Origin of the sequence: Streptomyces sp. NPDC057136, assembly GCF_042670885.1 — a bacterium.
In the GTDB taxonomy this organism is placed as follows: Bacteria; Actinomycetota; Actinomycetes; order Streptomycetales; family Streptomycetaceae; genus Streptomyces.
The window spans coordinates 375,436-394,467 of the sequence record NZ_JBHUUV010000003.1; the positions used below are offsets into that span (position 1 = coordinate 375,436).

At 68.4% G+C, this 19,032-nt stretch carries 15 protein-coding genes, 1 pseudogene and 1 riboswitch; of the genes and pseudogenes, 9 read left to right on the forward strand and 7 right to left on the reverse strand.

Annotation, left to right across the window (positions count from 1 at the left end):
- Positions 1 to 378 (reverse strand): hypothetical protein, encoded by a 378-nt coding sequence (locus ACFT7S_RS06060; RefSeq protein WP_382727694.1) that lies wholly within the window; start codon positions 376 to 378, stop codon positions 1 to 3.
- 214 nt (positions 379 to 592) lie between these two features.
- Between ACFT7S_RS06060 and ACFT7S_RS06065 the strand changes: the two genes are divergently transcribed.
- Together ACFT7S_RS06065 and ACFT7S_RS06070 are read left to right on the forward strand one after the other, a co-directional pair.
- Positions 593 to 1,561, forward strand: coding sequence for a diacylglycerol/lipid kinase family protein (locus ACFT7S_RS06065; protein WP_382727587.1), 969 nt, complete (start codon positions 593 to 595; stop codon positions 1,559 to 1,561).
- Positions 1,562 to 1,880: 319 nt separating this feature from the next.
- Positions 1,881 to 2,138, forward strand: a complete 258-nt coding sequence (locus tag ACFT7S_RS06070; protein ID WP_003953983.1) for a WhiB family transcriptional regulator — start codon at positions 1,881 to 1,883, stop codon at positions 2,136 to 2,138.
- A 170-nt stretch (positions 2,139 to 2,308) separates the two neighbouring features.
- On the opposite strand, the gene ACFT7S_RS06075 is transcribed toward ACFT7S_RS06070, so the two are convergent.
- Positions 2,309 to 3,775, reverse strand: coding sequence for a sensor histidine kinase (locus ACFT7S_RS06075; RefSeq protein ID WP_382727697.1), 1,467 nt, complete (start codon positions 3,773 to 3,775; stop codon positions 2,309 to 2,311).
- 380 nt (positions 3,776 to 4,155) lie between these two features.
- The gene (locus ACFT7S_RS06080; RefSeq protein ID WP_382727590.1) at positions 4,156 to 5,238 is read right to left on the reverse strand and encodes an SIS domain-containing protein; all 1,083 of its coding nucleotides are present in this window, start codon (positions 5,236 to 5,238) and stop codon (positions 4,156 to 4,158) included.
- A gap of 239 nt (positions 5,239 to 5,477) precedes the next feature.
- Here ACFT7S_RS06080 and nagB point away from each other — a divergent pair, with 239 nt between their 5' ends.
- A complete protein-coding gene (nagB, locus tag ACFT7S_RS06085) occupies positions 5,478 to 6,263 on the forward strand; it encodes a glucosamine-6-phosphate deaminase (RefSeq protein ID WP_382727592.1) in 786 nt (261 codons plus the stop codon).
- 255 nt (positions 6,264 to 6,518) lie between these two features.
- Here nagB and ACFT7S_RS06090 read toward each other — a convergent pair whose 3' ends face one another.
- From ACFT7S_RS06090 to ACFT7S_RS06105, 4 genes are all read right to left on the reverse strand, one after another.
- Positions 6,519 to 8,042 (reverse strand): glycoside hydrolase family 3 protein, encoded by a 1,524-nt coding sequence (locus ACFT7S_RS06090; RefSeq protein WP_382727595.1) that lies wholly within the window; start codon positions 8,040 to 8,042, stop codon positions 6,519 to 6,521.
- Positions 8,043 to 8,048: 6 nt separating this feature from the next.
- A complete protein-coding gene (locus ACFT7S_RS06095; RefSeq protein ID WP_382727598.1) occupies positions 8,049 to 8,921 on the reverse strand; it encodes a carbohydrate ABC transporter permease in 873 nt (290 codons plus the stop codon).
- The gene (locus tag ACFT7S_RS06100; RefSeq protein ID WP_382727601.1) at positions 8,918 to 9,931 is read right to left on the reverse strand and encodes a carbohydrate ABC transporter permease; all 1,014 of its coding nucleotides are present in this window, start codon (positions 9,929 to 9,931) and stop codon (positions 8,918 to 8,920) included. Before ACFT7S_RS06100 ends, ACFT7S_RS06095 begins: the two co-directional genes overlap by 4 nt.
- Positions 9,932 to 10,054: 123 nt before the next feature.
- Positions 10,055 to 11,350, reverse strand: coding sequence for a sugar ABC transporter substrate-binding protein (locus ACFT7S_RS06105; protein WP_382727604.1), 1,296 nt, complete (start codon positions 11,348 to 11,350; stop codon positions 10,055 to 10,057).
- A 286-nt stretch (positions 11,351 to 11,636) separates the two neighbouring features.
- Between ACFT7S_RS06105 and ACFT7S_RS06110 the strand changes: the two genes are divergently transcribed.
- From ACFT7S_RS06110 to ACFT7S_RS06135, 6 genes and pseudogenes are all read left to right on the forward strand, one after another.
- Positions 11,637 to 12,401, forward strand: coding sequence for a GntR family transcriptional regulator (locus ACFT7S_RS06110; RefSeq protein ID WP_382727699.1), 765 nt, complete (start codon positions 11,637 to 11,639; stop codon positions 12,399 to 12,401).
- 307 nt (positions 12,402 to 12,708) lie between these two features.
- Positions 12,709 to 12,963 (forward strand): DUF3311 domain-containing protein, encoded by a 255-nt coding sequence (locus ACFT7S_RS06115; RefSeq protein ID WP_382727607.1) that lies wholly within the window; start codon positions 12,709 to 12,711, stop codon positions 12,961 to 12,963.
- Positions 12,960 to 14,594 (forward strand): monocarboxylate uptake permease MctP, encoded by a 1,635-nt coding sequence (mctP, locus tag ACFT7S_RS06120; RefSeq protein WP_382727609.1) that lies wholly within the window; start codon positions 12,960 to 12,962, stop codon positions 14,592 to 14,594. Before ACFT7S_RS06115 ends, mctP begins: the two co-directional genes overlap by 4 nt.
- Positions 14,595 to 14,704: 110 nt before the next feature.
- Positions 14,705 to 15,262, forward strand: a pseudogene (locus ACFT7S_RS06125) (GNAT family N-acetyltransferase).
- Positions 15,263 to 15,358: 96 nt separating this feature from the next.
- A riboswitch (cobalamin riboswitch) is annotated at positions 15,359 to 15,435 on the forward strand.
- A gap of 162 nt (positions 15,436 to 15,597) precedes the next feature.
- Positions 15,598 to 17,991 (forward strand): ribonucleoside-diphosphate reductase subunit alpha, encoded by a 2,394-nt coding sequence (locus ACFT7S_RS06130; RefSeq protein ID WP_382727612.1) that lies wholly within the window; start codon positions 15,598 to 15,600, stop codon positions 17,989 to 17,991.
- A complete protein-coding gene (locus ACFT7S_RS06135) occupies positions 17,991 to 19,007 on the forward strand; it encodes a ribonucleotide-diphosphate reductase subunit beta (protein ID WP_382727615.1) in 1,017 nt (338 codons plus the stop codon). Before ACFT7S_RS06130 ends, ACFT7S_RS06135 begins: the two co-directional genes overlap by 1 nt.
- Positions 19,008 to 19,032: the final 25 nt, after the last annotated feature.

Genomic DNA, 19,032 nt, shown 5'->3' on the forward strand with positions numbered 1-19,032 from the left:
TCAGGCTTCGGGGGTCGTACGCGGCCCCCGGATGCCCAGCGCCTGCGTGGTCGCCGGGTTGAGCAGCAGCACCAGCGCCGTCACGACGACGGCCGCGAGGACGATGCCTGCGGGGATGAGCGCGCCCTGCGCCCGCAGCAGCGTCCAGGCGACCGGCAGGGCCATCAGCTGGGTGATGAGCGCGGGCCCGCGGCTCCAGCTGCGCCGGAGCAGCAGTCCGCGCGCGGCGAACAGCGGGATCAGGCCAAGTGCGACGAGGGTGAGGCCACCCATCTCCGCCTGCTGGGGGCTGTCGGGCCGGCCGAGCAGCCCCATGACCACCATGTAGATCCCGCCGACGACGAGCGCCGCCCCTTCGAGGGCGTTGAGTCCGGCCACGGCGGCGATCCTGCCCGGCTTCTCCGGTCCGGCCGACGGCGAGGAAGAGGGAGTGTTCTCCTGAATGCTCACGCTATGCAGGTTGGCATCCTTCCCCGGTGAAAGTGAAGCCGGGGTCCACGGGGCGGCTGCGCCGTTCACGGTCCGTCACCGAGCGTGAACCCAGGGGTGCAGGACTTCTGGCCGGTACCTCGCGGTAGGTAGTCTGGCGGACATGCGCGCACTCCTTGTGGTCAATCCAGCTGCCACCACTACCAGTGCGCGGACCCGTGACGTGCTGATTCACGCTCTGGCGAGCGAGATGAAGATCGAAGCAGTGAGCACGGAGTACCGCGGGCACGCCCGGGACCTGGGCCGACGGGCCGCGGACTCCGACGACATCGATCTGGTGGTCGCTCTCGGTGGCGACGGCACGGTCAACGAGGTCGTGAACGGGCTGCTGTACAAGGGGCCCGATGTGGACAATCTGCCGAAGCTGGCCGTGGTCCCCGGCGGCTCCACCAATGTCTTCGCGCGCGCCCTGGGGCTGCCCAACGACGCCGTGGAGGCCACCGGCGCCATCCTTGACGCCCTCGCCCAGCGCAGCGAGCGCACGGTCGGCCTGGGCCTCGCGGCCGGCACACCGGGCACGGCGGACGAGTCCGTTCCGGAACGTTGGTTCACCTTCTGTGCCGGTCTCGGATTCGACGCCGGTGTGATCGGGCGGGTCGAACAGAAACGCGAACGCGGCAAGCGTTCGACGCATGCGCTGTACGTGCGCCAGGTGGTCCGGCAGTTCGTTGAGGAGCCCCATCGGCGGCACGGTCTGATCACGCTGGACGTGCCCGGCCAGGACCCCGTCACGGACCTCGCGCTGTCCATAATCTGCAACACCGCCCCCTGGACCTACCTGGGGAATCGTCCGATGTACGCCTCTCCGAAGGCGTCCTTCGACACGGCCCTGGACATCCTCGGCCTGAAGCGGCTTTCGACCCCTGCGGTCGCTCGTTACGCGACCCAGCTGCTCACTTCGAGCCCGGAGAAGGGCCCGCACGGCAAGCACGCCGTTTCACTCCACGACCTCACCGACTTCACCTTGCATTCAAAGGCCCCACTGCCCTTCCAGATGGATGGCGACCACCTGGGACTGCGTACGAGCGTGACGTTCACAGGCGTACGCCGTGCACTGCGTGTGATTGTGTGAGTGGAAGAGCCCAAAGTCCTTTAACTCGAACGTTTGGACTGGCCCCCACCCCCTGGAAGTACGGCTGTGACCTAGCCGACACCGAGGAATCAAAAAAAACTTTCCAGAAGGGGTTGTATCCGTCGCCGAGGTTTGCGAATCTCTACATGGCGATCGGGACGGCCCGCAACACCGGCCTCCACTGAGAGCCAGAACCCCTCCTCACTGACAAGACCACAACCAGTTCACCTGGGAGTCGGCCCTGTGTCTGCGGGGGGATTCGTGAAAGCGTTCACATTCACAAGCAACGAGCTTGAAATACCAAGGAGAGGTAGCAGCCATGGACTGGCGTCACAACGCCGTTTGTCGTGAGGAAGACCCGGAGCTGTTCTTCCCCATCGGCAACACCGGTCCTGCGCTGCTGCAGATCGAGGAAGCCAAGGCCGTCTGCCGTCGCTGCCCCGTTATGGAGCAGTGCCTGCAGTGGGCGCTCGAGTCCGGCCAGGACTCCGGCGTCTGGGGTGGCCTCAGCGAGGACGAGCGCCGCGCGATGAAGCGCCGTGCCGCTCGCAACCGGGCGCGTAACGCCAGCGCCTGACCGACGCCCCCCGCTACGAGCCTCAGCCCGGCGGCGCGTACAGAGCGTACGCACAGCCCCGCCTTCGAGTCGCAGCGCGCAGTACCCTGAAGCGCATCGCAACGTACGTACCAAGCAGTGGGCCCGGACCGTTACCACGGTCCGGGCCCACTGCTGTGCGCACTGTCCGTCTACTTCGCCGAGACCACCGGGATGTCCAGGATCACCTGGGTGCCGCGCTCCGGCCCCGGGACCATGCCGAACGTGCCGCCCAACTCGCCTTCCACCAGGGTCCGCACAATCTGCAGCCCCAGATTCCCGGCCCGCTTCGGGTCGAAGCCCTCTGGCAGTCCGCGTCCGTCGTCCGACACCGTGATCAGCAGCCGTGCGTCGGACGGTGATCCGCCCCGTACCGCCGAGACCTCCACTGTGCCGCGCTCGGCCACGGTGAACGCGTGCTCCAGGGCGTTCTGCAGCACCTCGGTGAGCACCATCGAGAGCGGAGTGGCCACTTCCGCGTCGAGAATTCCGAAGCGGCCGGTGCGGCGGCAGGTGACCTTGCCCGGGGAGATCTCCGCGACCATCGCGATGACGCGGTCCGCGATCTCGTCGAACTCGACCCGCTCGTCCAGGTTCTGAGACAACGTCTCATGCACGATCGCGATCGACCCCACGCGCCGTACCGCCTCGTTGAGCGCCTCGCGGCCCTGCTCGGAATCCATCCGGCGGGACTGGAGGCGCAACAGGGCGGCCACCGTCTGGAGGTTGTTCTTCACCCGGTGGTGGATCTCCCGGATGGTGGCGTCCTTGGTGATCAACTCGCGTTCGCGGCGGCGCAGTTCGGTGACGTCGCGCAGGAGGACCAGCGAGCCGATGCGGACGCCCTTGGGCTTGAGCGGGATGGCCCTCAGCTGGATCACGCCGCTGGCGCACTCGACCTCGAACTCGCGGGGCGCGTATCCGCTGGCCATCTTGACCAGGGCCTCGTCCACCGGGCCCCGGGAGGGGGCGAGCTCGGCCGTGGTGGTGCCGAGGTGGTGGCCGACGAGATCGGACGCGAGGCCCAGGCGGTGATAGGCGGAGAGGCCGTTGGGGCTGGCGTACTGGACGATCCCGTCGGCATCGAGCCTGATCAGCCCGTCACCGACGCGCGGCGACGCGTCCATGTCGACCTGCTGGCCGGGGAACGGGAAGGACCCGGCGGCGATCATCTGCGCCAGGTCGGAAGCGGACTGGAGGTAGGTGAGCTCCAGTCTGGAGGGCGTACGGACGGTGAGGAGGTTGGTGTTGCGGGCGATCACCCCGAGGACGCGGCCCTCGCGGCGTACGGGGATGGACTCGACCCGTACCGGCACCTCCTCGCGCCACTCCGGGTCGCCCTCGCGCACGATCCGGCCCTCGTCCAGTGCGGCGTCCAGCAACGGACGCCGGCCGCGCGGCACCAGATGGCCGACCATGTCGTCCTGGTAGGAGGTGGGGCCGGTGTTGGGCCGCATCTGCGCGACGGACACGTACCGGGTCCCGTCGCGGGTCGGGACCCACAGGACGAGGTCGGCGAAGGACAGGTCGGAGAGCAGTTGCCACTCCGAGACCAGCAGATGGAGCCACTCGAGGTCGGTATCGCTCAGGGCTGTGTGCTGGCGGACGAGGTCGTTCATGGAGGGCACGTGTGCGAGCGTACCTGTGGATACTCGGAGGTTCCGAACCGATCGGCCCGCTGCCCCGTGAGAGAGGGAGGCGGGATGTTCCGCCGGAATTGCTGTGCGCACGGATGGACACGGACGATTGGTCTAGTCCACAATGCACAGGAAAGACCTCCGTTCTCCCCGCACAGGAGAACGGATCGAGGCACCCGGCGCTCTCTGCCCTGACTGCGCCGGCGCCTCCCTCGGCCGGAGGAACCGCACACCACCGGCCTGGTAGACCGCCCCCCATTTGCGGGGCGGTCTCACTCCGGGCTGCGGTGCCGGACGGGCTGAGGGTCCCGTCCAGGCGCCGCGGCCCGCGGGTGTTTCCTGGGGCGCTCCGTCCCCGGCGGTCAGTGGGTCTCGGTGACCTTGGCCAGGGCGCGGGGCGCGTCCGGGTCCTGGCCGCGGGCGATCGTCACCTCGTAGGCCAGCATCTGGAGCGGCAGGATCTCCAGGATCGGCTGCAACTCCTCCGGCACTCCCGCCGTCGGCAGCGCGAAGCCCGCCGAAGCGGCCTCCACCTGGGCCTTCGGGCCGACCACGAAGAGGTCGGCGCCGCGGCCCCGCAGCCGGTCGAGGACCGGCTGGAGCGCTTCGCCGCCGCGGCCGTCGGTGACGACGGCGATCACCGGGGAGATGTTGTCGACCATGGCGAGTGGGCCGTGCAGCAGGTCGGCACCCGAGTAGGAGAGAGCGGGGATATAGCTGGTCTCCATCAGCTTCAGGGCGGCTTCCTTGGCGGTGGGGTAGCCGTAGCCGCGCGAGGTGATGACCATGCGCTCGGCGAAGCGGTAGCGCGCGGCGAGGGACTTGACCTCGTCCTTCCGGGACAGGATCTGTTCGGCCAGGCCGGGCAGGGCCTCGGCGGCGGCCGGGCCGTCACCCGCGGTCAGGCCGTCCACGAAGAGATAGAGCGCCAGCAGCGAGGCGGTGTACGTCTTGGTGGCGGGCAGCGCCTTCTCGGGGCCCGCGAGGATGTCGATGCTGTGTTCGGACACGGCGGCGAGCGGTGAGTCCGGGTTGTTGGTCACCGCGAGGGTGATCGCTCCGGCGGCGCGGGCGGCCTTCGTGGAGGCGACCAGGTCGGGCGAGCCGCCCGACTGGCTGACGGTGATCACCAGGACGTCCGTGAGGTCCGGCCGGGCACCGTAGGCCGTCGTGGTGGACATCGAGGCCAGGCCGCAGGGCAGGCCGAGGCGGATCTCCAGCAGGTACTTGGCGTAGAGCGCCGCGTTGTCCGAGGAACCACGGGCCGTCAGCAGGACGAACCGGGGCTTCTTCGCCGCGATCTCGGCGGCCACCTCGCGGATTCTGGGGGCGCCGCGCTGAAGGATGCGGCGCAGCATGGCCGGCTGCTCGGCCATCTCGCCGGACATGATCCGGCCCGGCTGCTCGCCCTGGTCCTGCTGCACGGCCGAAGAGGTGGCGGACATGTGGGGTGCCTCCCATGCGCTGCGTGCATGCGGGTGCGTGCGGGTGCGTGCGGTGGTTCGTGCGGGCTCGCGCCCGTCGGCTCGCACAAGTCGACCACGGCCGGGCAGGCAGCCGCCAGCGGGGCGCACGGGCTGACCGGTGTGTGAGCAGTTCACCTCCGGGCTGCCCGATTCTGCTAGATTGGTGCCTTGATTGGTCTATACCACATGACTCCACCTTTCAGATCGGCAGGCACAGCGTGGAAGTTGTCATCGTCCCGGACGCCACGGCAGGCGGCGAGCTCATCGCGGAGGCCATCGGAGCCCTGCTGAGCCGCAAGCCCGACGCTCTGCTCGGCGTTGCCACCGGCTCGACCCCGCTGCCCATCTATCAGGCGCTGGCCGCCAAGGTGCGCTCCGGGGCCGTGAACGCCTCGCGCGCCCGTATCTGCCAGCTCGACGAGTACGTCGGGCTGCGGCCCGGCCACCCCGAGTCGTACCGCTCGGTCGTGCTGCGCGAGGTCGTGGAGCCGCTGGGGCTGTCCGAGGCGTCCTTCATGGGGCCCGACGGTTCCGCCGAGGACGTCCAGGCCGCGTGCGAGGCCTACGACAGGGCGCTGGCCGAGGCGGGCGGGGTGGACCTCCAGCTGCTCGGCATCGGTACGGACGGGCACATCGGGTTCAACGAGCCGTGCTCCTCGCTCGCGTCCCGTACGCGGATCAAGACGCTGACCGAGCAGACGCGGGTCGACAACGCGCGGTTCTTCGACGACGACATCGATCAGGTGCCGCACCACGTGATCACGCAGGGCATCGGGACGATCCTGGAGTCGCGGCACCCGATCCTGCTCGCCACGGGCGAGGGCAAGGCGGAGGCGGTGGCCCAGACGGTGGAGGGACCGGTCGCCTCGATCGTGCCGGCGTCGGCGCTGCAGTTGCATCCGCATGCGACGGTGGTGGTCGACGAGGCCGCCGCGTCGAAGCTGAAGCTGGGGGACTACTTCCGGGCCACGTATGCGGCGAAGCCGGCGTGGCAGGGCATTTAGTCGTTCTGCGCGTACGAGGGCCGGGGCACCGTGGGGTGTGCCGGCCCTTGTTTGTGCCTCGCCCTTCCGGCGAACCGTCTTTGTCCTCAATCGCCGGACGGGCTTGATCTGGCCCTCCGTATGGGCCCCACATCCCGGGGCAACGCATGTCCTCAAGCGCCGGACGGGCTTGATTTTGGCTCTGGACGGGCTGGGATGGGCTCAGCCCCGGCCGGCCTGGTGGCTGGGCGGGGCTGAGGTCGGGGTGACGGTGGGTCAGGTGGTTGTGAGGGCTTCTGCTGCGGCTACGCCACATACCCGGGCCGCCCCGTGTGTGGCGATGTGCAGGGCGCCCCTCGGTTCCGCCTGCGGGAGGCCCATCTCGACCACGATCGTGTCGGGACGCGCCGCCAGCAGGGCGTCGAGCGCCTCCGTCATCCACTCGTGCCGGTGCGCGTCGCGGACGACCGCGACGATGCGCCGCTCCCCCGCCGCCCGCAGCGTGTCCGCGGCCGGGGCCGCGCTCTCGCCGCTGTACGTCCCGGTGCCCGTACCCGGCAGGATCCGGGCCAGCTCGGCGGCGACGCCCCACGGGGTCTCGTCGCCGACCGCGATGTTCGCGACCGGGGTGAACGCGGCGACGTACGCCGGCCCGGTCAGTCGTGCGCCGGTGCCGGTGACCCGTACCGCGCGACGGGCCGCGACGAGGCCGATGTCGGTACTGACCCGGCTGCCGGGCGCGGTCCCCTCCTGCACTGCCGCACCCGGCTCCGAGACAGCCCCCCTGGCTCCCTGCGTCCAGGACGCGAGAGCCCGTACCCGGGCGGCGGCGTCCGCCAGCCGCTCCTCGGCCAGGTCTCCGCTGCGTACCGCCGACACGAGGGCGTCGCGCAGCCGCAGCACGATGCCCTCGTCGACCAGCCCGCCACCGACGCAGATCGCGTCGGCGCCCGCGGCGATCGCCAGGACGGAGCCGCGCTCGATCCCGTACGTCGCGGAGATGGCCTGCATCTCCATGCCGTCGGTGACGATGAGGCCGTCGTAGCCCAGCTCCTCGCGCAGCAGACCGGTCAGGATCTGCGGGCTCAGCGTCGCCGGGCGGTGCGGGTCGAGTGCGGGAAGCAGGATATGCGCGCTCATCACCGATTTGGAACCCGCGGCGATGGCCGCACGGAAAGGCACCAGCTCACGGGCGTGCAAGGTGTCCAGGGCCACGTCGATGCCCGGCAGGGCGTGGTGCGAGTCGACCGCCGTGTCGCCGTGTCCCGGGAAGTGCTTGGTGCAGGCGGCGACACCCGCGGCCTGGAGCCCCTCGACGTACGCGGCGGTGTGCCGGGCCACGAGCTGGGGGTCGGCGCCGAAGGACCGTACGCCGATGACCGGGTTGGCCGGATTGGAGTTGACGTCCGCGGACGGCGCCCAGTTGAGGTTGACGCCGCACTCGGCGAGCCGGCGGCCGAGCTCCTGGGCAACGGCCCGGGTGAGCGTCACGTCGTCGACCGAGCCGAGGGCGAAGTTGCCCGGGAACGAGGACCCGTGGCGGACCTCCAGCCGGGTGACGTCGCCACCCTCCTCGTCGATCGCGACGAGCACGTCCTCGCGCTCGGCGCGCAGCTGGGCGGTGAGCGCCGCCAGTTGCGCGGGCGATTCGATGTTGCGGCCGAACAGGCCGACGGAGGCCAGGCCTTCGCCGACTCTCCGCAGCAGCCAGTCGGGGGCGGTCGTGCCGGTGAATCCGGGCTGGAGCACGGCGAGCGCGTCGCGCGTGAGGGTGTCCGTCGTGGATACGAGAGTGGTCATGGGGCCTTATCCCTTCACGGCGCCTGAGGTGAGACCCGTGGCCATCTTCCCCTGGATGATCATGAAGAAGATGACGACCGGAATGGAGATGAGCGTGGAGGCGGCCATCAGGGCGCCGTAGTCCGTACCGCGTTCCGTGGTGAAGGTCATCAGCCACACGTTGAGCGTGTACTTGGAGTTGTCGTTGATCAGGATGTACGCGAAGAGGTACTCGTTCCAGGCGTTGACCAGCGCGAAGATCGACGCGGCGGCGAGCCCGGGGGCGAGCAGCGGGAAGATGACCCGGCGGAAGGCTCCCATGCGGGTACAGCCGTCCACCATCGCGGATTCCTCCAGCTCCACCGGGATGTTGATCACGAAACCGCGGATCATGATCGTCGCGAAGGGCAGCGTGGACACCAGGTAGACGACGATGAGTCCCCAGTACTCGTCGATGCCGCCCATGGCGTTGAGCTGGAGGTAGATCGGGATCAGCATCGCGGTCGGGGGCAGCATCTGGACGAGGATCATCACCATCATCAGCGCCTTCCGCCCGAAGAAGCGGAAGCGTCCGATGGCGAGCGCCGCAAGCGTCGCGATGATCATGCCGCCGACCACCGCGGTGACGGAGACGATCAGGCTCGACTGGATCGCGGTGCCGAAGTTGTCCTGCTTCACCGCGCGCGCGAAGTTGTCGAAGGTGAGCGAGGAGGGCCACAGCGTCTGGTCGTAGGACCGGATCTCGTGGTTGGGGCGCAGCGAACTGATGATCAGCCAGTAGACCGGGAAGGCCATGAGCGCTGCCGTGACCAGGGCCAGGATGTTGTAGCCGAGGCGGTTCCTCTTTCGGTCGGGCCGCAGAACCTGGGCAGGTTTGTTCGGGGCTGTGGAGGTGCTCATTCGACCTCTCCCGTCTTGATCAGCTGGCGCAGGTAGTACACGGCGACACCGGAGAGCATCAGGACGGTGATCAAGGCGATCGCACTGCCCTGGCTGAAGGAGGTGGACTCGAACGCCTTGGAGAAGGAGTAGAGGCCGAGGGTCTCGTACTCCGGCTCGGGCTTGTTGCCGCGCAGCAGCCAGATCTGCCCGAAGACGTTGAAGTCCCAGATGACCGACAGGGTGGCGACCATGGTGAAGACCGGCTTGATGACCGGCCAGGTCACATAGCGGTAGACGCCGAGCGCGGTGGCTCCGTCGAGGGAGGCCGCCTCTTCCAGTTCCTTGGGGACCTGGGTGAGGGCCGCGTACATCGTGATCACGACGAACGGGATCGCGCCCCAGACGACCAGCAGCGTGATGATGCCGAAGCCCTGCCAGGGGTCGAGGAACCAGTTGTGGCCGAGCCACTTGTCCTCGTTGCCCGTGAGGTCGGCGAGGAGCGTGTTGATCAGGCCGTAGTCGGAGTCGGCGAGCCAGCGGAAGACCGAGGCGGCGACCATCAGCGGCATCGACCAGGCGGCGATGAGCGCGACGGTGAGGGTGAGCCGGACCCAGGTGGACAGGCGCAGCATCATCAGGGCGATCAGCAGGCCGATGCCCATGGTCAGCACCACGCAGATCGTCATGAAGACGACCGTGCGGCCGGTGACCTGCCAGAACTCGGGGTCGCCGAGGATGTTGGTGAACTGCTCGAAGCCGACCCACGGCGTCTCGCCGTTGCCCCACAGGGCTGCCCGGCCCATGTCCTGGAAGGACATGATCACGGTCTTGATCAGCGGATAGACGTAGACCGCGGCAATCGCGAGGATCGCCGGCAGGATCAGGAAGTACGGAAGGAGCTCACCCTTCTTCCGCTGCCGCTTGACGCGCGGCACGTCCTTCGCGGGGGACGAGGGCCCGGTCGCTTCCGGACCACGTGGTACGGGTACCGGAGGCGGCCCGGCGGCCTTGGTGTCGGCGGCAGTCACGTGGCTGACCTTCCATCGGGATTCCGGGGGCTGCACCCGGAGATCACGGCATACGTCTACGAAAGGAAGCGGGGGCCCGGTGCGTGCCGGGCCCCCGCCTGGAGAGCCGAAGGCCCCGGGGTGTTACTTGTTGATCAGCGCGTTGATCTCGTCGTCGGCCTTCTTGGCCGCGTCGGCCACCGAGGTGCCCTTGAGGATCGACAGGAGCATGTTCTCCAGGACCTCGTCCTTCTCGATGGACGTCCAGCCCGGCGCGATCGGCGTGAACCAGGCGTCCGGCACCGCGTTGGCGATGGCGGCCGTCTCCGGGTTCGACTTCAGCGGCTCGAGCTGCTTCTCGTTGTTCGGGAGGATGTTCTTGGAGACGAGCACCTCCTGCGACTTCTCGCTGGTGAAGAGCGAGACCCACTCCTGGCCGAGGTCCGTGACCTTGGACTTCGCGGTGACCGCGAGGTCCGAACCGCCGATGAAGGAGGGCAACGCCTTGCCCTCCGGGCCCGGCATGCCGGCCGTGGCGATCTTGTCCTTGAGCTTCGGGTTGCCGTTGTTGGCGCCGTCGATGACGGAGCCGGACTCCCAGCCGTTGCCGTAGATCAGGGCCGCCTTCTCGTTGGCCATGACGTTGGCGTGGTCCTGCTCGTCCTTGGTGATGTCGGCCTTGTTGTACTTCTTCACCAGGTTGATGAAGTGCTCGATGCCCTTCTGGGACTCGGCGGAGGAAAGGTTGCCCTTCCACTCCTTCGCACCCTCGTCGTACTCGGCGATGGAGCCGCCGTACGCCGCGACGTAGGACATGGCCGCGTACCAGTAACGGCCCGGCAGGTAGAGGGAAGAGAAGCGCTTGTCCTTCTTGGTGTACTCGGCCGAGACCTTGTCGAGGGCGGCGAGCATCTCGGTCTCGGTCTGCGGGAGCGCGTCGCTGCCCGTGCCGGCCTTGAGCATGTCCTTGTTGTAGATCGCCACACGAGCACCGGCGTAGTAGGGCACGCAGAACTGCTTGCCCTCGAAGGTGCAGGTGTCCTTCAGACCCTTGATCCAGGTATCCGAGTTGTCGTACTTCTTGGGGTCGATCTCGGCGAGTGCGCCGTTCAGGATGTACTGCATCGTCTCGGTGTTGCCGAGCTCGACGACATCCGGGAACTTGTCGCCGCCGAGGGCGGTGTCGAGCTTCTTGGCCTTGTCCGCCCACTGCTGGTACTGGACGTTGACCTTGACCTTCGGGTACTTCTTCTTGAACTGCGCGTTGACGTCCTTGACCAGTTCCGGCCAGGTGCTCTGCGCGTCGACCATCAGCCAGACGGTCAGTTCCTCGGAGCGGTCCTTCGGGTCCTTCGAAGCGTTGCCGCTGTCCCCACCACACGCCGCAATACCGGACATCATCGCCGCGACGCCGACCGCCGCTATGAGCTTGCGCTTCATGCCACACCCTCCTCAGGGATACCAGCAACCCCCCGCCCACCGCGGAAACGTACGACGAGTACTGCCTGTGGGGCTGGGACTTGGTCTTTAATGGTTTAGACCAGTACCGGGAGCTTGGCCTAGACCTTTAGGGGTGTCAAGGGTGTATAAGAAGTGCACTCGCGTCCGTTATCGGACCGACACCTAGGAGAGGGCGACGACCCGTGACCGGACCGTGCCACCATGTGAGCCGCGATAGACGGAGGAGCCGGTGACGGCAGCAACGCAGCAGTCGGGAAGGCGGGCCATGGATGCCGACGGGGGCAGTACGGAGAACGAGACCGGTGTCGGTACGCGTACGGCACGCGTACCGAAGTACTACCGGCTCAAGCGCCATCTGCTCGACATGACCGAGACCCTGCCGCCCGGCACCCCGGTGCCGCCCGAACGGACCCTGGCCGCCGAGTTCGACACCTCGCGCACCACGGTGCGTCAGGCGCTCCAGGAGCTGGTCGTCGAGGGCCGGTTGGAGCGCATTCAGGGCAAGGGAACCTTCGTCGCCAAGCCGAAGGTCTCCCAGGCGCTCCAGCTGACCTCGTACACCGAGGACATGCGCGCCCAGGGGCTGGAACCCACGTCCCAGCTGCTGGACATCGGGTACATCACGGCCGACGACGCGCTCGCCGGCCTGCTCGACATCACCACGGGCGGCCGGGTGCTGCGGATCGAGCGGCTGCGCCTCGCCAGCGGTGAGCCGATGGCGATCGAGACCACCCACCTTTCGGCCAAACGCTTTCCCGCGCTGCGCCGTTCACTGGTGAAGTACACCTCGCTCTACACCGCGCTGGCCGAGGTGTACGACGTGAGGCTGGCCGAGGCCGAGGAGACGATCGAGACCTCGCTCGCCACCCCGCGCGAGGCCGGACTGCTGGGTACGGACGTCGGCCTGCCGATGCTGATGCTGTCCCGGCACTCGATCGACGGAGACGGTGAACCGGTGGAGTGGGTGCGCTCGGTGTACCGCGGCGACCGCTACAAGTTCGTGGCCCGCCTGAAGCGGCCGACCGACTGAGTCCTGCCGCATCACCTGTCGGACCGCACACGAACGGCCCCCGTGGAATCTCCATCCCCACGGGGGCCGTTCGCTGCCTCGCCTCGCCCCGCCTCACCCCGCCTCACCCCGCCTCACCCCGCCTCACCCCGCCTCACCCCGCACGACTCGAAATTGGCGTGAACCAGACCCCGCCGTCCGCCGTGAGTGTCACCGAGACATCACCGTTGCACTACCGCAATGCGGACAGGGGGTGACGCTGGACGGACCCCTCGCCTAGATTTCGTGCGCGTTACACCAGGTGACCAGTGAGGGGACGGAGCACCACATGCCCGAAGACACCGCCAAAAAACGACCAACGATCACACCCGTGCGGGTGGTTATCGCCCTCTGTCTCGTCGCACCGTTCGTGGCGATGCTCTGGGTGAGCTCGTACGCGAAGGTCGATCCGACCTTTATCGGTATCCCGTTCTTCTACTGGTACCAGATGCTCTGGGTCTTCATCTCGACCGCGCTGACGATGGTCGCGTACACGCTGTGGCAGCGTGACCAGCGCGCCCGCAAGGAAGGTGCGTCAGCATGAAGGACGGCGTGAACGGCGTAGCACTCGCCGTATTCATCTTCTTCTTCGTGGCCGTCACGGTCGTCGGCTTCATGGCCGCCCGCTGGCGGAAGGCCGAGAACGAGAACAGCCTGGACGAATGGGGCCTGGGCGGACGGTCGTTCGGCACCTGGGTCACCTGGTTCCTGCTGGGCGGCGACCTCTACACGGCGTACACGTTCGTCGCCGTACCCGCGGCGATCTACGCGGCGGGCGCGGCCGGCTTCTTCGCCGTCCCCTACACGATCCTCGTCTACCCGCTGATCTTCACCTTCCTGCCGCGTCTGTGGTCGGTGTCGCACAAGCACGGGTACGTCACCACCTCGGACTTCGTCCGGGGCCGCTTCGGCTCGAAGGGGCTCTCGCTGGCGGTCGCCGTCACCGGCATCCTCGCCACGATGCCGTACATCGCGCTCCAGCTCGTCGGCATCCAGGCGGTGCTGGACGTGATGGGCGTCGGCGGTGGCGAGACCACGCACTGGTTCATCAGGGACCTGCCGCTGCTGATCGCGTTCGCGGTGCTCGCCGCGTACACCTACTCCTCGGGCCTGCGGGCGCCCGCGCTGATCGCGTTCGTCAAGGACGGGCTGATCTACCTGGTCATCGCCGTGGCGATCATCTACATCCCGATCAAGCTGGGCGGCTTCGACGACATCTTCGCCAAGGCGAGCGAGGCGTTCTCGCAGACCAACGAGGCCACCGGCAAACCTCGTGGCGCGCTCGTCCCGGGCGAGATGGGCCAGTGGGGTTACGCCACCCTGGCGCTGGGTTCGGCGCTCGCGCTCTTCATGTATCCGCACTCGATCACGGCGACGCTCTCCAGCCGCAGCCGTGACGTGATCCGCCGCAACACCACGATCCTGCCGCTCTACTCGCTGATGCTGGGCCTGCTGGCGCTGCTCGGCTTCATGGCGATCGCGGCCGGAGTCAAGGTGGACAACGGGCAGCTGGCGATCCCTCAGCTGTTCGAGAACATGTTCCCCGACTGGTTCGCCGGCGTCGCCTTCGCCGCGATCGGCATCGGCGCGCTGGTTCCGGCGGCCATCATGTCGATCGCCGCGGCGAATCTCTTCACACGCAACATCTACAAGGACTTCCTGAAGCCCGACGCGACCCCGGCGCAGGAGACCAAGGTCTCCAAGCTGGTCTCGCTCCTGGTGAAGGTCGGCGCGCTCGCCTTCGTCCTCACCATGGACAAGACGGTCGCGATCAACTTCCAGCTGCTCGGCGGGATCTGGATACTCCAGACCATGCCCGCGCTGGTCGGCGGTCTGTTCACCCGGTGGTTCCACCGCTGGGCCCTGATCGCGGGCTGGGCGGTCGGCATGGTGTACGGGACGGTCGCCGCGTACGGCGTGGCCAGCCCGACCCAGAAGCACTTCGGCGGCTCCTCGAAGGAGATCCCCGGCATCGGCGAGATCGGCTACATCGGTCTCACCGCGTTCATCCTCAACGTGGTGGTCGTGGTCGTGCTGACGTTCGTCCTCAACGCGCTGAAGGCGCCGGCCGGGATCGACGAGACCTCCCCGTCCGACTACACGGCGGACGCGGGCGACCCGGGCGTCAAGACGGAACTGCCTGCCGCCACGGTGGGTGCGCCGGGCGGTCACTGACCCCCGGACCGAACGCTGTGTACGGGCCGTCGCGACTCCGCCAACGGAGGCGCGGCGGCCCGTCGCAATCCGGTACCTTCACCGGCCGGTGCTGGTACACACTCCCCCGCATGGACATTTCCATCAGGCTCATCAGCCCCGAGGAGCACGCGACCCTGGGCGCGATCACGGCCCAGGCGTATCTCGGCGACGGCCTGCTGGTCCTCGGTACCGAAGACCCGTACCTGGCCAAGCTCCAGGACGTGGACCGGCGGGCCGCGGAGGCATAGGGCCTTTCGCTTGGATCAGGCCGCGAGCCCGGCATGACCCAAACGAGAGGCCCTAGGTGCTGGTCGCGGTCACCGGTGACGGCGCCGTAGTCGGTGGTCACCTACACCCCGCCCGGGAACCCCTGGGCGGACATCGCCGGGGCGGGCGAGGCGGAATTCCGGATGCTGGCCGTCGCGGGCGAGGCTCGCGGGCGCGGAGCGGGCGAGGCCCTGGTGCGGGCGTGCATCGAGCGGGCGCGCGGCACGGACGGCGTCACCGGCCTCGTCCTGTCGACGCAGGACGTCATGCTGGGCGCCCAAAGGATCTACCGGCGCCTCGGCTTCGTACGGACTCCGGAGCGCGACTGGGAGCCCGTGCCGGGGTTCGGACTGCTGCTGACCTACCGGCTGGCACTGTGACAGCACCCGACACCACATCGACAGCACGACACAAGATGTGGGGGCTGCCTCGACGGGCAGCCCCCACATGTATGCTCATGCTCGCTGTCGCCGCAGGGGAATCCGGTGCGAATCCGGAACTGTCCCGCAACGGTGTGATCGGTGTGCTTTTGCGCATTCGAAGTCCGAAGACCTGTCGACAGCGCGCCCGGCTCGACCGAACCGGGCGCAGAGACGTCCGGGCCTCGCGGATGGGCCGGTGGACGCCGCACGCAGTGCTGCCGCCTCCGGGCCCCACGCTGCCCGGCTGCCCCCGCTCCCCGCCGGCCCCGAGCCGAGCGAGGGAGAGCAACGCGGTGACCATCGCGCCAGCCGATCCGGTTTCAGCAGCAGAGTCCGCCGGGAACACCGGAACCGCCACGTCCACGGACGCACCCGGGACCGTACTTCTGCGGACCCTCACCGACCTCACGGCGGATCTGCCCGACACCGACCCCGGACGCGTCGCCGCCGCCGCACTGCGCGGCCGCAACGCCCGGTCGGACGAGGCCGAGCTGCGCTCGCTGGCCACCGAGGCCGCCGCGGGCCTGATCTCCGAGGACCCCGCCTACTCCCGGCTCGCCGCCCGCCTCCTCACCCGCACGATCGCGGACGAGGCGGCCGGCCAGGGCGCGGTCTCCTTCTCCGCCTCGGTCGCCGTCGGACACCGCGAGGGTCTGATCGCGGACCGCACCGCCCAGTTCGTCCGCGTCCACGCCTCCCGGCTCGACGCCCTGGTCGGCGCCTCGCTCGTGGGCGGCGCCGACGACCGGTTCGGCTACTTCGGACTGCGGACCCTCTACAGCCGCTACCTGCTGCGCCACCCGCTGACCCGTGAGGTGATCGAGACCCCGCAGCACTTCATGCTGCGCGTCGCGGCCGGTCTCGCCGAGGACGACTCCGTGGAGGCGCTGGACGAGGTCGCCGCGCTGTACGGCCTGATGAGCCGGCTCGACTATCTCCCCTCCTCCCCCACGCTCTTCAACTCGGGCACGCGGCACCCGCAGATGTCCTCCTGCTATCTGCTGGACTCGCCGCTCGACGAGCTCGACTCGATCTACGACCGCTACCACCAGGTGGCCCGGCTCTCCAAGCACGCGGGCGGCATCGGCCTCTCGTACTCCCGTATCCGCGCCCGCGGTTCACTGATCCGCGGCACCAACGGGCACTCCAACGGCATCGTGCCGTTCCTCAAGACGCTGGACGCCTCGGTCGCCGCGGTCAACCAGGGTGGCCGCCGCAAGGGCGCCGCCGCCGTCTACCTGGAGACCTGGCACGCCGACATCGAGGAGTTCCTGGAGCTGCGCGACAACACGGGCGAGGACCAGCGGCGTACGCACAACCTCAACCTGGCGCACTGGATTCCGGACGAGTTCATGCGCCGGGTCGACGCGGACGGCCAGTGGTCGCTGTTCTCGCCGGCCGACGTGCCCGAGCTGGTGGACCTGTGGGGCGACGACTTCGACGCGGCGTACCGCGCCGCGGAGGCGGCGGGGCTGGCCCGCAAGACGATGCCGGCCCGGGACCTGTACGGCCGGATGATGCGTACGCTCGCGCAGACCGGTCAGGGCTGGATGACGTTCAAGGACGCCTCCAACCGCACGGCCAACCAGACCGCCGAGCCGGGCCGCGTGGTCCACTCGTCGAATCTGTGCACCGAGATCCTCGAGGTCACGGACGACGGCGAGACGGCCGTCTGCAACCTCGGTTCGGTCAACCTCGGCGCGTTCGTGGCCGACGGGGACATCGACTGGGAGCGCCTGGACTCCACGGTCCGTACCGCGGTGACCTTCCTCGACCGGGTCGTCGACATCAACTTCTACCCGACCGAGCAGGCCGGCCGGTCCAACGCCAGGTGGCGTCCCGTCGGTCTGGGCGCGATGGGCCTCCAGGACGTCTTCTTCCAGCTGCGGCTGCCGTTCGACTCCCCCGAGGCGCGGGCGCTGTCCACGAAGATCTCCGAGCGGATCATGCTCGCCGCGTACGAGGCGTCCTGCGATCTCGCCGAGCGCTCCGGGCCCCTCCCCGCCTGGTCGCAGACGCGCACCGCCCGCGGTGTGCTGCACCCCGACCACTACGCCACCGAGCTGAACTGGCCGGAGCGCTGGGACGTCCTGCGCGCCCGGATCGCGAAGACCGGTATGCGTAACTCGCTCCTGCTCGCCATCGCGCCGACGGCCACGATCGCCTCGATCGCCGGGGTGTACGAGTGCATCGAGCCGCAGGTCTCCAATCTCTTCAAGCGCGAGACCCTCAGCGGTGAATTCCTCCAGGTCAACGCCTACCTGGTCGACGAGCTGAAGAAGCTCGGCGTGTGGGACGCGCGGACCCGGGAGGCGCTGCGCGAGGCGAGCGGTTCCGTGCAGGGCTTCGCCTGGATTCCCGAGGACGTGCGGGCGCTGTACCGCACGGCGTGGGAGATCCCGCAGCGCGGACTGATCGACATGGCGGCGGCCCGTACGCCGTTCCTCGACCAGAGCCAGTCGCTGAACCTGTTCCTGGAGACGCCGACGATCGGCAAGCTCTCCTCGATGTACGCGTACGCCTGGAAGCAGGGGCTGAAGACGACGTACTACCTGCGCTCGCGCCCGGCGACCCGGATCGCCCGCGCGGCGTCCGCCGCCCCGGTCCCCGTACAGGCGGCCGCCCCCGACGCGGACGCGATCGCCTGCTCCCTCGAAAACCCCGAGTCCTGCGAGGCCTGCCAGTAATGAGCTCCAACGAGACCAAGAACCTGCTCGACCCGGGCTTCGAACTGACCCTGCGGCCCATGCGCTACCCGGACTTCTACGAGCGCTACCGCGACGCGATCAAGAACACCTGGACGGTGGAGGAGGTCGACCTCCACTCCGACGTGGCCGATCTCGCCAAGCTGTCGCCCGGCGAGCAGCACATGATCGGCCGGCTCGTCGCGTTCTTCGCGACGGGTGACTCGATCGTCTCCAACAACCTCGTACTGACGCTGTACAAGCACATCAACTCGCCCGAGGCGCGGCTGTATCTGTCCCGGCAGCTCTTCGAGGAGGCCGTGCACGTCCAGTTCTATCTGACGCTGCTCGACACCTATCTGCCCGACCCGGACGACCGCTCGGCGGCGTTCGACGCGGTCGAGGAGATTCCCTCGATCCGGGAGAAGGCGCAGTTCTGCTTCAAGTGGATCAACGAGGTCGAGAAGCTCGACCGGCTGGAGACGAAGGCCGACCGCCGCCGCTTCCTGCTGAATCTGATCTGCTTCGCGGCGTGCATCGAGGGGCTGTTCTTCTACGGCGCCTTCGCGTACGTGTACTGGTTCCGCTCCCGCGGGCTGCTGCACGGCCTCGCCACCGGGACCAACTGGGTCTTCCGCGACGAGACCATGCACATGAACTTCGCGTTCGAGGTCGTGGACACCGTCCGCAAGGAGGAGCCGGAACTCTTCGACGACGAGCTCCAGCAGCAGGTCACCGACATGCTGAAGGAGGCCGTCGAGGCGGAGCTGCAGTTCGGCCGCGACCTGTGCGGCGAGGGCCTGCCCGGGATGAACACCGAGTCGATGCGCCAGTACCTGGAGTGTGTGGCCGACCAGCGGCTCACCCGCCTCGGCTTCGCCCCGCTGTACGGCTCCGAGAACCCGTTCTCGTTCATGGAGCTCCAGGGCGTCCAGGAACTGACGAACTTCTTCGAGCGCCGGCCGTCCGCGTACCAGGTGGCCGTGGAGGGCTCGGTCGGGTTCGACGACGACTTTTAGGGCCTCTCGTTTGGATCAGGCCGGG